14 protein-coding genes are annotated in these 14,045 nt (G+C 65.2%); 11 read left to right on the plus strand and 3 right to left on the minus strand.

Annotated elements, in window-relative coordinates; translation table 11 throughout:
* Positions 1 to 49: 49 nt before the first annotated feature.
* Entirely contained in the window at positions 50 to 1,108 is a 1,059-nt protein-coding gene (locus MFF22_RS14655) for a radical SAM/SPASM domain-containing protein (RefSeq protein WP_238249698.1), read from the minus strand.
* Between the two features lie 237 nt (positions 1,109 to 1,345).
* Between MFF22_RS14655 and MFF22_RS14660 the strand changes: the two genes are divergently transcribed.
* The 9 genes from MFF22_RS14660 to MFF22_RS14700 all read left to right on the plus strand — a co-directional run bounded on the left by MFF22_RS14660 (position 1,346) and on the right by MFF22_RS14700 (position 11,190).
* Positions 1,346 to 2,005, plus strand: a complete 660-nt coding sequence (locus MFF22_RS14660; protein WP_238249699.1) for a DoxX family protein — start codon at positions 1,346 to 1,348, stop codon at positions 2,003 to 2,005.
* Positions 2,006 to 2,021: 16 nt separating this feature from the next.
* A complete protein-coding gene (locus MFF22_RS14665; RefSeq protein WP_238249700.1) occupies positions 2,022 to 2,744 on the plus strand; it encodes a TIGR04282 family arsenosugar biosynthesis glycosyltransferase in 723 nt (240 codons plus the stop codon).
* On the plus strand, positions 2,741 to 4,093 hold the full coding sequence (locus tag MFF22_RS14670; RefSeq protein ID WP_238249701.1) for an MptA/MptB family glycosyltransferase: 1,353 nt from the start codon (positions 2,741 to 2,743) through the stop codon (positions 4,091 to 4,093). The genes MFF22_RS14665 and MFF22_RS14670 overlap by 4 nt, the downstream gene beginning before the upstream one ends.
* Positions 4,093 to 5,145: a radical SAM protein gene (locus tag MFF22_RS14675; protein ID WP_238249702.1), complete on the plus strand. Its 1,053-nt coding sequence runs from the start codon at positions 4,093 to 4,095 to the stop codon at positions 5,143 to 5,145. The genes MFF22_RS14670 and MFF22_RS14675 overlap by 1 nt, the downstream gene beginning before the upstream one ends.
* Positions 5,146 to 5,149: 4 nt before the next feature.
* Positions 5,150 to 5,878, plus strand: coding sequence for a glycosyltransferase family 2 protein (locus MFF22_RS14680; RefSeq protein WP_238249703.1), 729 nt, complete (start codon positions 5,150 to 5,152; stop codon positions 5,876 to 5,878).
* Positions 5,875 to 6,609: a class I SAM-dependent methyltransferase gene (locus MFF22_RS14685; RefSeq protein WP_238249704.1), complete on the plus strand. Its 735-nt coding sequence runs from the start codon at positions 5,875 to 5,877 to the stop codon at positions 6,607 to 6,609. The genes MFF22_RS14680 and MFF22_RS14685 overlap by 4 nt, the downstream gene beginning before the upstream one ends.
* A 400-nt stretch (positions 6,610 to 7,009) precedes the next feature.
* Positions 7,010 to 8,344, plus strand: a complete 1,335-nt coding sequence (oxlT, locus tag MFF22_RS14690) for an oxalate/formate MFS antiporter (protein ID WP_283206181.1) — start codon at positions 7,010 to 7,012, stop codon at positions 8,342 to 8,344.
* Positions 8,345 to 8,518: 174 nt separating this feature from the next.
* Positions 8,519 to 10,279 carry an oxalyl-CoA decarboxylase gene (gene oxc / locus MFF22_RS14695; protein WP_238249706.1) on the plus strand — a complete coding sequence of 587 codons (1,761 nt, stop codon included), beginning with the start codon at positions 8,519 to 8,521 and terminating at the stop codon, positions 10,277 to 10,279.
* A 209-nt stretch (positions 10,280 to 10,488) separates the two neighbouring features.
* Positions 10,489 to 11,190: an alpha/beta hydrolase gene (locus MFF22_RS14700; RefSeq protein ID WP_238249707.1), complete on the plus strand. Its 702-nt coding sequence runs from the start codon at positions 10,489 to 10,491 to the stop codon at positions 11,188 to 11,190.
* Here the strand turns inward: MFF22_RS14700 and MFF22_RS14705 are convergent.
* Positions 11,156 to 11,563: a YybH family protein gene (locus MFF22_RS14705; protein ID WP_238249708.1), complete on the minus strand. Its 408-nt coding sequence runs from the start codon at positions 11,561 to 11,563 to the stop codon at positions 11,156 to 11,158. The genes MFF22_RS14700 and MFF22_RS14705 overlap by 35 nt on opposite strands.
* Positions 11,560 to 12,003, minus strand: coding sequence for an OsmC family protein (locus MFF22_RS14710; RefSeq protein ID WP_238249709.1), 444 nt, complete (start codon positions 12,001 to 12,003; stop codon positions 11,560 to 11,562). Before MFF22_RS14710 ends, MFF22_RS14705 begins: the two co-directional genes overlap by 4 nt.
* Positions 12,004 to 12,203: 200 nt before the next feature.
* Here MFF22_RS14710 and MFF22_RS14715 point away from each other — a divergent pair, with 200 nt between their 5' ends.
* Complete coding sequence (locus MFF22_RS14715; protein WP_238249710.1) at positions 12,204 to 12,647, plus strand: PAS domain-containing protein; 444 nt, start codon at positions 12,204 to 12,206, stop codon at positions 12,645 to 12,647.
* 93 nt (positions 12,648 to 12,740) lie between these two features.
* Positions 12,741 to 13,991 (plus strand): formyl-CoA transferase, encoded by a 1,251-nt coding sequence (gene frc / locus MFF22_RS14720; RefSeq protein WP_238249711.1) that lies wholly within the window; start codon positions 12,741 to 12,743, stop codon positions 13,989 to 13,991.
* Positions 13,992 to 14,045 lie beyond the last annotated feature (54 nt).

The following is a 14,045-nucleotide window of genomic DNA, read 5'->3' on the forward strand; positions in this document are numbered from 1 at the left end:
ACTGTATGCCTGAGCCGAGACCGGCGTTGGTTCGCTGCGCCGGGCGGCCCTAAGACGCGGTCTTCCGTGCTTGGACGATCGTTGTGCAGGCGCTCTCTAGCTTCGGGAGGTCGCGAGAGGGAGCCATCCGCACGTCGAGCGGACGATCGTCGCCCCGGATGATCGGGCAGTACGGGTCTGGCTTGTCGATCTGTCCGAGCAGGCGCCGTCGTCCGGCGCACCCACCGTGGCAGACGCTCTCGTGGGCGCAGCCCCGGCAAGGCTCCGGCAACGAGCGGGCGGCGACAAAGGGGGGCGTCTCGACGATGGCTGCTCCCTCGTCGACGAGGGTGTCCAGGCTCTGGCCGGTTCCGTCCCAATAGACGCAGGGCTTCACGGTCCCCCGCGGCGTGATCCGCACCGTGCTGCTACCGCATCCACCCAGACGCGGCGGAAGCCCGGCTATCGCCCGAACCAGCGGTTCGCCGACGGCGATGGCATCGGTCTGTGCGAAGAGGTGGGCGAACCCCGTCCAATATTCCTCGTAAGTCAGGGCGAAATCGTCCGTCCGGACGGCCTGATAGACGTTGATCCGCAGCGGCGCATCGAACCGGCCGGCGATCTCCGCGATCTCGCTCATGCGGTCAAAGTTCGAACGCATCATCACCGCGATGAAGGTGACGCCGACCCCAAGGCGCCGGCAGCGTGCAGCCTGCTCCATAACGAGGTCCCAATTACCCTCGCCGCGCTGCGCATCCTGTTCCGCCCGGCTCGGATAATCGATCGAAAACTCAACGTCGGCGAAGGCTCGCACGGCATGATCGTCGATCACCGCGATCGAATGGCCGTTCGACGTGATTGTCAGCTTAAGAGGTTCGTTGCGGAGCAGGGCGAGAAGTTCCCCGAAACGGGGATGCATGCCGTTTTCGCCGGTGCCCAGATTCACCGAACGCACCGGTAGGGCATCGAGAGCCGCGCGAACCTGCTCCGGCCCCAGCCGATCGACGCGCTCGGTGTCGCGATAGCAGAAAGCGCAGGCGAGGTTGCACTCGTTCGTCAGCCCGAGGCCGAGGGAAAAGCTCGGAGCGATGTCCTTCGCCGGGATATGCGCAATCTTGCGGTCGTCCATCGGCACGGCTCTTCGATCCCTGCCCGTGGTTCGTACAGCGTTGGCGCCAGTTACCTGAGTTGCCGCCATCGTGACGTCCAATTGCGAAATTGTGTCGAGCGATACCACGCGATACAGTCTACCGTGTCCTCAAATCGGTCAAACCGGCGGTAACTTCGACTTGAGCCGCGGCGAAATCAGTTGCGTGCGAGCAAGCGGCGACAGTTTCTCCGCGCTTTCATCCGTCCGAGGCTAGGCATGCGCAGCGACCCCCTAACCGACATCCTGAGCTTCCTCCTCGCGTCGCAGGGCGATCAAGTGGCGCTCGGCCCATGGCGATGGGTGGTGATGCTGCTTTTCGCGGCGCTTGTCCTCGGCGGTCTGTTCGTGGCGGCCTTCGAATGGGCCGCAGATCCGGCCCAACGCACCGGCCGTGACCTTGGAATTTGCGCGGCGCGGATCGTCGTCGGCCTGATGTGGCTTCAGAACCTGTTCTGGAAGTTGCCGGTCTCGACCAGCAACGGTCTGCATTATTGGACAGAGCAGGAGACCAAGGACGCCGCCTTCGCGATCCATGGGCAGCTTTTGGAAGCCCTGGCTCTGCCTTACCCAAATTTCCTTCTGCTCAACGTCGCCGTGCTCGCAATCGAGTTCGGCTTCGCCGCATCCCTGATCCTCGGACTCGGCGTGCGGGTGATGGGGACCCTCGGCATCCTGTTCGTGGGCCAGCTCTGGCTTGGCCTATATCGCAACCCCCAGGAGTGGCCCTGGAGCTACGTGTTCCTGATGCTGTTGATGGGGCTCTTCGCCCTGCTCGGGGCCGGGCGCAGCCTCGGCCTCGACGCGACGCTCCGGCGAACCCATCCGCCGGACATGACGAACGGCAGCCTCGGGACCCTCGTCCGGATGGCGACATGACGGGAGGAGGCGCCCGATGACCGGCCGATCCGTCTGCGCCATCGCGGTGATGGCGAAGCTGCCGCAGAGCGGATGCTCGAAGACGCGCCTGTGTCCGCCCCTCACCCCGGACCAGGCCGCAAGCCTCAGCGCCGCCTTCCTGCGCGACACGACCGACAACGTCCACGCCGCCGCCGCGATCGCCCCGGTGATGGCCTATGCGGCCTATACCCCCGCAGGTTCGGAGTCGTTTCTGGTGCCATATCTCGCCCCGGAAACAGGGTTGGTCCTGGCCGATGGAACAGCCCCGGCGCCGGCGGGCGTCGAGGGGTTCGGCCGGTGCCTGGTCCAGGCCCTGGAAGGTCTGCTCGCCCGGGGCTTTGCCGCCGCCTGTCTGCTGTCATCGGATACGCCGACCCTGCCGACTCGCGTTTTGGCCGAGGCCGCGCAGATCCTGCTCGAGCCCGGGGAAAGGGGCGTCTTCGGCGCGTGCGACGACGGAGGCTACTATCTCCTCGGGCTCAAACGCGCCCATGATCACCTCTTCAGGGATATCGCCTGGAGCACCGGAAGCGTGGCGGAGATTACGAGGACCCGCGCCCGGGAGATCGGGCTCGACCTCGTCGAACTCGAGCCCTGGTACGACGTCGACGACGCGGAAGGGCTCGCGCGTCTGACGGCCGACACCGCAGGCTACGCCGCGCCGCGGACCCGTGCCGTCCTGGCGCGCCTGCATCCTGGCGTGGATGCAACCTTATGAGCGCGGCTTTCCTGACAAGTCCCAGCCGCAGGCTCACGGTGATGGGAGTTGGGCTCACTGCGATCACCGGCGGTGCGATGGCGATCCATGTGCCGGGCGCCGATACGGTGGGTTCGGTGGCGCGCGCCAACCTGTTCGTCGCCGTGCTAGCGGCCGGATTAGCGCTCTATTTCCTAGCGGTGCGTCTGGTCCTGAGGGAGCAGCTCCCGCGGCGGGCCGCCTGGACGGTCCTTGGCCTCGCCGTGGCCATGCGCGCCCTGCTGTTCCCTGCGGATCCCTTCCTGTCGAGCGACATCTATCGCTACGTCTGGGATGGTCGCGTGCAGGCGGCCGGCATCAATCCCTACCGGTTCATCCCTGCGGATCCGGCCCTCGCGGATCTGCGCGATGCAGACGTCTATCCCCTGATCAACCGGAAGGACTATGCCCGCACGATATACCCGCCCGCGGCACAGCTTGCCTTCGCGGCCGTAGGTCGGGTCGCACCGGGCGTTTGGGGGATGAAGCTCGCCATGCTGGCCTTCGAGATGGGCGGCATCGGGGCGATGCTCCTGGTGTTGCGCATCGCCGGGCTGCCGCCTGAGCGTATCCTGATTTACGCCTGGAACCCCCTGGCGGTCTGGTCCTTCGCCTGCGACGGACATGTGGACGCCATGGGAATCGGCCTTCTTGGCCTCGCGCTCCTGGCTCGCGCCCGGCGGCGCGACGGCATCGCGGGCGCTCTTCTCGGGGCGGCGGCTTTGGTGAAGGTGCTGCCGGTGGCGGTGGCGCCGGCCTTCGTACGCGGCGCCAGGCTGTGGTGCCCGATGTTGGCGGGGGCTGGGATCATCCTCGCCTTCTACCTGCCTTACCTGTCGGCAGGGCGAAACCTCTTCGGCTTCGTGAGCGGTTACGGCGCCGAAGAGGGCTATGCCACCGGCGAGGGATACTGGCTACTCGCCGGGCTCGGCCATCTCGGATGGGCGCCCGCTCGGCTCCTCATTCCCTACCTCGTCTGCGCAGGGCTGGGACTGGCGGCCCTCGCCCTGCGCATCGCCTTCGGGCGCGCCCGCAAGGCCGAACCCGACGCCGTCGCCCTGTGCCGCGATACGGCGATCCTAGCCGCCATCGCGACTTGTGCCGCCAGTCCCCATTACGCGTGGTACTATCCCTGGCTGTCTTTACCCGCAGTGGTCGCGCCCCTAACGGCGGTGGTCTGGCTCGGCGCGGCACCGCTCTTCTTCCTGATCGATCCGTTCAACGACCGGTTCCTGTGGCCGTCGATCGTCTTCGTGCCGGCGCTGGTGCTCGCCGGGCGCTCGCTGTTGCACCGGAAGTCCGCCAGCCTTCTCACGCAAGGAGCCGTCTGATGTCGGCCGCAACCACCCTCAAGGACCCGCGCCGCTACTTCGAGGAAATCGACGCCCGGCGGAACGAGATCGCCGACGCTCCGCCGATCTGTCTTTATCTAGAGGTGACGAACCGCTGCAATCTGCTGTGCGAGACCTGTCCGCGCACCTTCGAGACCTTGGAGCCCCCGGCCGACATGAGCTGGGACCTGTTCACACGCATCGTCGACCAAGTGCCGAACGTTGGCAGGGTCGTCCTTCACGGCGTCGGCGAGCCGATGCTGGTGAAGGCCCTGCCGGACATGATCCGGTACCTGAAGGAACGGGGCACCTACGTCCTGTTCAACACGAACGGCACCCTGATGCAGCCGAAGCGCTTCCAGGCGCTGATCGACACCGGCCTCGACGAGTTGCGCGTCTCCCTGGATGCCGCCGACCGGGAGACGTACCTGAAGGTGCGCGGCAAGGACTACTTCGGCCGGATCGTCCGGGATGTCGGCCGGTTCGTCGCCTTCAAAAAGGCGGTCGGGGCGACGACGCCTCGGGTCTCACTGTGGCTCACCGGGCTGCGGGAGACGATCGAGCAACTGCCGGCTTTCGTCCGACTTGCGGCAGAGATGGGCGTGACCGAGGTCCATCTGCAGCGCCTCGTCTTCGATGAGGAGGGCTACGGCATGGCCCGGGCCGACCTGTCCCTCTTCGAGAGCACCCAAGCCCAGGAAATGGCGGCCATCGCGGAAGCAGAAGCGGTGGGCAGGGAATTCGGCATCACCCTCGACGCGTCGGGGGCGACGGAGCCCGGCGCCAGTCTCAAGCAAAAGGACGAGCGGGCCTGGGCGACCTGCCGGCGCCCGTGGTCGCTGATGTATTTCACCGCCCACGGGCGGGCGTTGCCCTGCTGCATCGCGCCGTTCTCCGTGCGGGGCTACTCGCACTACACCCTAGGCGACGCGACCCAGGCGACGCTGCGTGAGATCTGGAACGGGGAGGCGTACCGGAATTTTCGCACGACCTTGCTCTCCGACAAGCCCCCCGCCCCCTGCAAGAACTGCGGCTTGCGCTGGAGTCTGTGAGTCGATGTACCCAGTCAGCGTCGTCATCCCAACCCTCAACGAAGCTGAGTCGATTGGATCGGTCATCCGCGAAATTCCACGCGACTATGCAGGCGATATCATCATCGCCGACAGCGGTTCGACCGATGGGACACCGGATATTGCCCGCCGCGCCGGGGCCCGGGTCGTCGCTGCGGGCCGGGGATACGGCCGCGCCTGCGCCCTCGGCGCGGCGGCCGCGAGACCGGAATCCCGGGTGATCGTCTATCTCGATGGCGACGGTGCGGATCGCGGAGACTTGATCGAGAGGATCGCCGGTCCAGTCCTCGCCGGCACGCAGGATCTCGTCCTGGCCTCCCGGACCCTCGGCCAGCGCGAGAAGGGCTCGATGCTCTGGCATCAGGTTCTGGCTGGGCGCCTTGCCGGGATCGGGATCGGCCTTCGCTACGGCGTCCGCTACACCGATATGTGCGCCTTCCGCGCCATCGGCCGGGCTGCCCTGGCGGATCTCGCCCTGAACGAGTTGACGTATGGGTGGAACATCGAGATGCAGATGAAAGCCGCCCGCGCCGGCTTGCGCATTGCCGAGGTGCCGATGCCCTATCGGTGTCGCCTTGGAGGAAGCTCAAAAGTGGCGGGGTCACTCGCCGGAACCATGCGTGCCTCGACCCGGATCATCGCGACCTATCTTCGCGTCGCGTCCAGCAAGGTCCCCTCGGTCGAGAAGCGGGACGGAACCGAAGGTGGCCGGTGAATCAGGCTCAGCAGCATTACGACAACCTCCTCGCCGCCCATTACCAATGGATGGTCGGCCTGCCCTTCGCGGAGAAGGCGGACGAACAGGCCGCCCTCTTGATCGAACTCGGTCTCGACCAGGGTCCGAAGGACGCTGCCCTCGATCTCGGATGCGGCCCCGGCTATCAGAGCGCGGCGCTCTGCCGGATCGGCTATCGAAGGGTGATCGCCCTCGATACCTGCCAAGCCCTCCTCGACGAGACGATGGCGGCCACCGCCGGGTCTCCCGTCACGCCCATCCTTGCGGACTTGCGGGACTTTCCCGCCGCGACCGGCCATGCCGCATTCGATGCCATCGTCTGCATGGGCGACACCCTCACCCATCTCGACAGCCGGGAGGACGTGTGGTCGCTGCTATCGAGCGCGTACCAAGCCCTGCAGCCCGGCGGTCGCCTCGTCCTCACGTTTCGCGATCTGTCGTCCGAACTTACGGGTACCGACCGATTCATCCCGGTTCGGTCCGACGACACGCGAATCATGGTCTGCGCCCTGCTTTACGAACCGGATCATGTCGTCGTGAACGACCTTGTGCATGCCCGCACGGAGACAGGGTGGGAGTTGCACAAGAGCAGCTACCGGAAGCTCCGGTTGCCGCCAGCTGCGGTCGTCGAGGAAGCCCGCGCCCTCGGCTTCACCGTCGAGACGGACCGTTCCGTCGCTTGGATGCATGCGATCGTCGCGCGGAAGTAGCGCCTGCTACCGAGGTCAAGGTCGGAGCTGCTTTTATGAGCGCCCTTGTCGCATCGCCGCGTGGCCTCGAGGCTTAGCCCGATCATCCGAATGACGTTCTAGCGCTGGTTGGGATGATTCGGCACACGAGCAGTGCTGCATGTGAGTTCATCCGGTGAGCGTCCCCCCGGCAGGCCTACGCAGACGCGGCGTTCGCAGTCCTCCGATCGCTCGGGTCGCGAGGCAAGGAGCGACCGGAAGGCCCTCACTTCGCTGCAAGAATCGGAATGGACCAATGGATGCACCAGTTGCATCATAGTGCTGCGTTCACGGTTTCTTGAGTCTGGTATATTGCATACCTGCTGAGATCATGCAGGATGCTCCCGGCGCGAGCTCGGAGAAGCCGCCTGGGAGGAAGCCAATGGAACACGGAGCAGCCTTAGGCACACCGGTGGTTCAACACGACGTCCCAAGGGATCCCGAATCGGCGAAGTGGTGGCAGCTCGCCTTCGGTGTCGTGTGCATGGCGATGATCGCCAACCTGCAATACGGCTGGACATTGTTCGTCGACCCGATCGACAGCAAGTTCCACTGGGGTCGGGCATCCATCCAGATTGCCTTTACGATCTTCGTCGCCACGGAAACTTGGCTGGTGCCGATCGAGACTTGGTTCGTCGATCGGTATGGCCCCCGGCTCGTCGTATGCTTCGGCGGGTTCATGATCGCCCTCGCCTGGATACTCAACTCCTACGCGGACTCGCTTGCGACACTTTACGTCGCGGCGGTCATCGGCGGCATCGGGGCTGGCTCCGTTTACGGCACCTGTGTCGGCAATGCCCTGAAATGGTTCCCCCATCGGCGCGGCCTCGCTGCCGGTGCCACGGCGGCGGGCTTCGGCGCAGGGGCGGCCATCACCGTCGTGCCGATCGCCAGGACGATTGCCACCAGCGGTTACGAGACCGCCTTCCTGTATTTCGGCATCGGCCAGGGCATCGTCGTGATGCTGCTGTCGTTTCTGCTGCGCAAGCCGCTGACGGCCGGCCCGGCGAAGAAGCGCAGCGTGCGCGTGCCGCAGACGAAGATCGACCGCACGCCCAAGGAAGCGGTGCGCACACCGGTGTTCTGGGTCATGTACGCCATGTTCGTCATGGTCGCCTCGGGCGGTCTGATGGCGGCGGCGCAGATCGCGCCCATCGCCCATGACTTCAAGGTAGCCGGTGTGCCGGTCAGCTTGTTCGGGCTTCAGATGACCGCCCTGACACTCGCGATCTCCCTCGATCGGATCTTCGACGGATTCGGACGGCCGTTCTTCGGCTGGGTGTCCGACAACATCGGCCGTGAAAACACGATGTTCCTCGCCTTCAGCATCGCCGCGATGGCGATGATTGTTCTGCTGAACCTCGGTACGAACCCTTACGTCTTCATCCTGGCCACCGCGGTTTATTTCGGGGTGTTCGGCGAAATCTACTCGCTGTTTCCCGCCACCTGCGGCGACACGTTCGGCTCGAAGTTCGCGGCGAGCAACGCCGGGCTCCTCTACACCGCCAAGGGCACCGCAGCCTTCCTCGTCCCCTTCGCGAGCATGATCTCGGCCTCCTTCGGCTGGTCGGCTGTCTTCTCCCTGATCATCGGCCTCAACATCGTGGCAGCGTCCCTCGCCATGTTCGTGCTGAAGCCCCTACGTCGCCGCTACCTCACCGAGGAGCCGGTCGCCGTCGCCGAGGGCGCAAAAGTTCAGGCGCCTAGACTCGCGTAAAACCCCTGCGCGCCTGTCTACGGATCGGCGCGCGGCGAATGCCGGAAAACCTTGTCCGGAAATCTGGTATATCGTATACCAACATGGCCGTGAGAGCCGGGCGCATCCTCCATCCGCACACAACAGGCGGTTTGGACCGCATCGGCTCCAAGAAATCTGCAGGGAGGCCCACCAATGACTGTTGTTGCAAAGAAGCTCGATATGTCGGCCGCCGATGTTGCCATTGCCGACTTCTACTCTCCGACGGAGTTGACCGACGGGTTCCACCTCGTGATCGACGCCCTCAAGCTGAACGGCATCGATACAATCTACGGTGTGCCCGGCATCCCGATCACCGACCTCGGACGGATGGCCCAAGCCGAGGGGATGCGGGTCCTGTCGTTCCGGCACGAGCAGAATGCCGGTAACGCCGCCGCCATCGCAGGCTTCCTCACCAAGAAGCCCGGTATCTGCCTGACCGTGTCGGCGCCGGGCTTCCTCAACGGCCTGACCGCGCTGGCGAATGCGACGACGAACTGTTTCCCGATGATCCTGATCTCGGGCTCTTCGGAGCGTGAAATCGTCGATCTGCAACAGGGCGACTACGAGGAGATGGATCAGCTCGCCATCGCCAAGCCCTTGTGCAAGGCGGCGTTCCGTGTCCTCCACGCCTGCGATATCGGGATCGGCGTGGCGCGGGCCATCCGGGCCGCCGTGTCGGGTCGTCCCGGCGGTGTCTACCTCGATCTGCCGGCCAAGCTGTTCGCGCAGGTCATCGATGCCCAGCACGGCGCGAAGTCCCTCGTAAAGGTGATCGATGCCGCCCCCGCGCAGTTGCCCGCGCCCACGGCCATCGCCCGTGCCCTCGATGAGCTGAGAAACGCCAAGCGCCCCCTCATCATCCTCGGCAAGGGAGCGGCCTATGCCCAGGCCGACGATGTCGTACGCGAATTCGTGGAGCGCAGCGGCATCCCCTATGTGCCGATGAGCATGGCCAAGGGGCTCCTGCCGGATACGCACCCCCTCTCGGCCGGCGCCGCTCGCTCCACGGCCCTCAAGGATTCCGACGTTGTTCTGCTCGTGGGTGCGCGCCTGAACTGGCTGCTCTCGCACGGTAAGGGCAAGGCGTGGGGCGAGCCGGGGTCCAAGCGCTTCATCCAGATCGACATCGAGCCGCGGGAGATGGACTCGAACGTCGAGATCGTCGCGCCGGTCGTGGGCGACATCGGCTCCTGCGTCTCTGCCCTGCTCGACGGCTTGGGCGACGGCTGGAAGGGCGCGCCGGCCGAGTGGGTCGAGACGATCCGGGCCAAGCGTGAGGCCAACATCGCCAAGATGGCCCCCAAGCTGATGAAGAACACCGCGCCGATGGACTTCCACTCCGCGCTCGGGGCCTTGCGCACGGTGATCAAGGAAAGGCCGGATGCGATCCTCGTCAACGAGGGCGCCAACACCCTCGATCTCGCCCGCGGAATCATCGACATGTACCAGCCGCGCAAGCGCCTGGATGTTGGCACCTGGGGCATCATGGGTATCGGCATGGGATTCGCCATCGCCGCCGCCGTCGAGACGGGTAAGCCCGTCCTCGCGGTGGAAGGCGACAGCGCCTTCGGTTTCTCCGGCATGGAGGTCGAGACAATCTGCCGGTACAAGCTGCCGATCTGCATCGTGATCTTCAACAACAACGGCATCTACCGCGGCACGGACACCGACCCGACCGGCCGCGATCCGGCCACGACGGTCTTCGTCCCGGATTCGCGCTACGACCGCATGATGGAAGCCTTCGGTGGGGTGGGCGCGCAGGTTTTCACCCCGGACGAGCTGAAGCGCGCCGTCGATGCGGCGATGGATTCCGGCAAGCCGACCCTGATCAACGCCGTCATCGACCCGGCCGCGGGGAGCGAGAGCGGCAACATCGGCAGCCTCAACCCCCAGAGCGTGATCAAGCGTAAGTGACGGGAACATCTTCGTTCGCGAGAGGAAACCAACCGATCCTTCACTCGACCTCATCCTGAGGCGCCCGCCTTGGCGGGCCTCGAAGGAGGGCTCCAGATGGCTCGGCGATCTCTGGATGTCACCTTCGAGGCTGCTTTGCAGCACCTCAGGATGAGGAAGAGGGCGGGATCAAGCGGTGGCCGGGCCGGACAACCGATCGGGGACCCACCATGATCGACCCCAAGCTGGCCGGACGGCTCAACGTCCCACTCAGGCTGCCGACGGAGGATCCTCTCCCGCCGGGATGCCACGCCCTCGGTCTCTTCGCGGAGCGGGATCCGTGGCTCTATGTGCCCACCGCGCTGGCGCCGCACCGGCCCACCCCCCTCGTCGTGCTGTTCCACGGCGGCGGGGGCAGCGCCGAGAAGATCCTGCCGATGCTGGCGGTCCATGCGGAGGCGCGGGGTTTCCTGCTGCTCGTTCCGCAGTCCCTTCACCCGACTTGGGATCTGGTCATCGCGGGCAACGGCCCCGACCGCGACCGGTTGGAGGGAACGCTGCAAGCGGTCTCCACGCATTTCCTGCTGGACCCCGGTCGGATTGCTTTCGCGGGGCATTCCGACGGGGGAAGCTATGCCCTCTCCCTGGGTCTGACCAACGGCGACTTCGTCAGCCACCTGATCGTGTCATCGGCCGGCTTCATGTCGGTGCAGGTTCAGGTGGGCGTGCCCCGGGTGTTCCTCTCCCACGGCACGCGGGACGAGCAGATCCCCATCGAGCGCAGCGGCCGCACCCATGCGCGGCTCCTTCGGGAAGCCGGCTACGACGTCGCCTTCGTCGAGTACGACGGACCGCACGCCTACGATCCTGCTGTGGTCCGGCGCGCGGTCGACTTCTTTATGGACGAGCGGGAGCCTCTCCGCGCGGCTTGATCTTCAACTGGTCGATCGCCCAGAGCCAAGACCCGTCGGCCTGCCGCTTGGCCGCCTCGACAGATAGGACGCCACTTGCGAGCCGGGCGAAGGTTAGCGCAAGGTCGTCCTTGACCAGGGTTGGCAGCGTCTCCGCCTGCGGAAACTCGGATCGTCTGGCCAGAAGATCCGTATAGAACCGGCGGATCTCCTCGCGGCCCGTGGCGACCACATCCCCGGCCGCCAGCACCGCCCCTGGCTCGTAGAGCGCCACCAGCCCCTCGACGTCGCCAGCATTGGCGCGGGCGTTGAACAGGAGGGCGAGATCGCCCGGCTCCCGTGCACCTTCGCGCGCGGCCTCGTGATCCCGCATTCCGTCCTCCCGCTCGTTCATCGCAGCTGCTCCCCGTTTCCATCCCGCACCACCACGGTGACGGGGATGCCCGCCTTCACGCTCTCGGACACGGTGCAGAACCGCTCGAACTGGGCGAGCACCTGCTCGATCCGCGGCATGGCCGCTGCGGCGGCGCCCAGGGTGATGTCGACCTCGATGCCGCCGATGCGCAGGCGCCGCTCGGTGTTTCGGACGATGGATGCCGACACCCGCGCCGTGACGCCCCGGCTGTCCTGCCCGAACTTGCCCAAGGCGAAGGCGAGGCTCGCACACAGACAGTTGCTCACGCCTGCGATCAGCAGTTGCTCCGGCGACGGGCCGGAGCCGGACCCGATAGGTCCGGGCTCATCCGTCTGCAGAGCCGGAAACGCGGCGCCGAAATCGACGACAAACTTGAAGCCCTCAATCTGCGTGATCGTGATGCTCGGTGCGAGCGTCATGCCGGCCACCTCCCCCCCTGTCATTAGCCCACGCCGGAACTCCCCCAGACATCGGCTTGACTGCCATTTCGTATCTGGTATACCAAATGCCAATCACCGAGTCACCCGTCGGGAGGGAGAGCCTCTCGTGCAGGAAGCAAGGGAGACAACGCCATGACTGAGCCGCGCCTATCAGACCGGCCGAGCGCGTGAGCGCGATCATGGCGCCAGACCTCGATCTGTCCGGGATCGTCGATGTGGTCGGCGACGCCGTGGTGGTGGCCGATCCTGACGGGGCCATCGTCGTGTGGAACCCGGCCGCCGAGCGCATCTTCGGCTTCACGCGCCAGGACGCTTTGGGCCAACCCCTCGATCTGATCACGCCCGATCGCCACCGTCGCCGGCATTGGGACGGCTACGCCAAGACCATGCAAACGGGGGTGACGAAGTACGGCACCCAGTTGCTGCGCGTGCCGGCCCTGCACAAGGACGGTCGCTCCCTCTCCATCGCCTTCACCGTCGGCCTCCTCAAGGACGAAGAGGGGACGGTCACCGGCATCGTCGCGGTCATTCGCGACGAAACTGAGCGCTGGCAGGACGAGAAGCGTCTTCGCCAGCGAATTTCGGACTTAGAAGCCGAAAGCAAAGATTGCATTCCGACTTAAAGAAAAACGCCTTTCGGATCTTAGTGAATTCAATCGCTATGCTTCGAATCGTCTTTCGGAGTGTCAATATTCCGCATAACGGGAGGAACGAAAATGACCCAGCCGCTTGATGGTATCAAGATCATCGATTTCACGCACGTCCAGGCGGGGCCGGCCTGCACGCAGCTTCTGGCATGGTTTGGGGCCGACGTGATCAAGGTCGAGCGCCCCGGCGCGGGCGATGTGACCCGTAACCAGCTCCGCCATGTCGAGGATGCGGACGCTCTTTACTTCACGATGTTGAACTCGAACAAGCGTTCACTAACGCTGGATACCAAGACCAAGCAGGGCAAGGAAGTTCTTGAACGGCTCATCCGGGAGTCGGACGTGATGGTCGAGAACTTCGGCCCGGGCGCCCTCGACCGCATGGGTTTTTCCTGGGCGCGTATCCAGGAGCTCAACCCGGGGATGATCCTCGCTTCGGTGAAGGGATTCTCCGACGGCCACCACTACGAGGATCTGAAGGTCTATGAGAACGTCGCGCAATGTGCCGGCGGTGCAGCTTCAACCACCGGATTCTGGGATGGCCCGCCCACCGTGTCGGCCGCCGCCCTCGGCGATTCCAACACGGGTATGCACCTCGCCATCGGTATCCTGACGGCGCTTCACCAGAAGTCGAAGACCGGTAAGGGTCAGAAGGTCGCCGTTTCGATGCAGGACTCCGTGATCAATCTTTGCCGCGTGAAGCTTCGCGATCAGCAGCGCTTGGAAGCTGTCGGATACCTTGAGGAATACCCACAATATCCGCACGGCACGTTCACGGATGTGGTGCCGCGGGGCGGCAACGCGGGTGGCGGCGGCCAGCCGGGCTGGGTGTTGAAGTGCAAGGGTTGGGAGACCGATCCGAACGCGTACATCTACTTCACCATCCAGGGTCATGCCTGGGCCCCGATCTGCAAGGCGATCGGCCGGGAAGAGTGGATCGAGGATCCGGCTTACAACACGGCCCGTGCTCGCCAGGACAAGATCTTCGATATCTTCAATACGATCGAGCAATGGCTCGCTGACAAGACGAAGTTCGAGGCGGTCGACATCCTGCGCAAGTTCGATATCCCGTGCTCGCCGGTTCTCACGATGAAGGAGATCGCAGAGGACAAGTCGCTCCGGGAGAGCGGGACGATCGTCGAGGTCGCGCATCCGAAGCTCGGGTCGTATCTGACGGTCGGAAGCCCAATCAAGTTCTCCGATCTGAAGGTGGATATCAAAGCGTCGCCTCTCCTGGGCGAGCACACCAACGATATCCTGGCCCAGCTTGGCTATACTCAGCAGCAGATTGCCGAGCTGCACGACGCCAAGGCCGTCTGACCGGCCAGTGATGGGCGGGGGGCGCACGCGTCCCGCCCATCCGGGCCGCCAGAG

It is taken from the genome of Methylobacterium persicinum, from assembly GCF_022179525.1.
Classification (GTDB): domain Bacteria; phylum Pseudomonadota; class Alphaproteobacteria; order Rhizobiales; family Beijerinckiaceae; genus Methylobacterium; species Methylobacterium persicinum.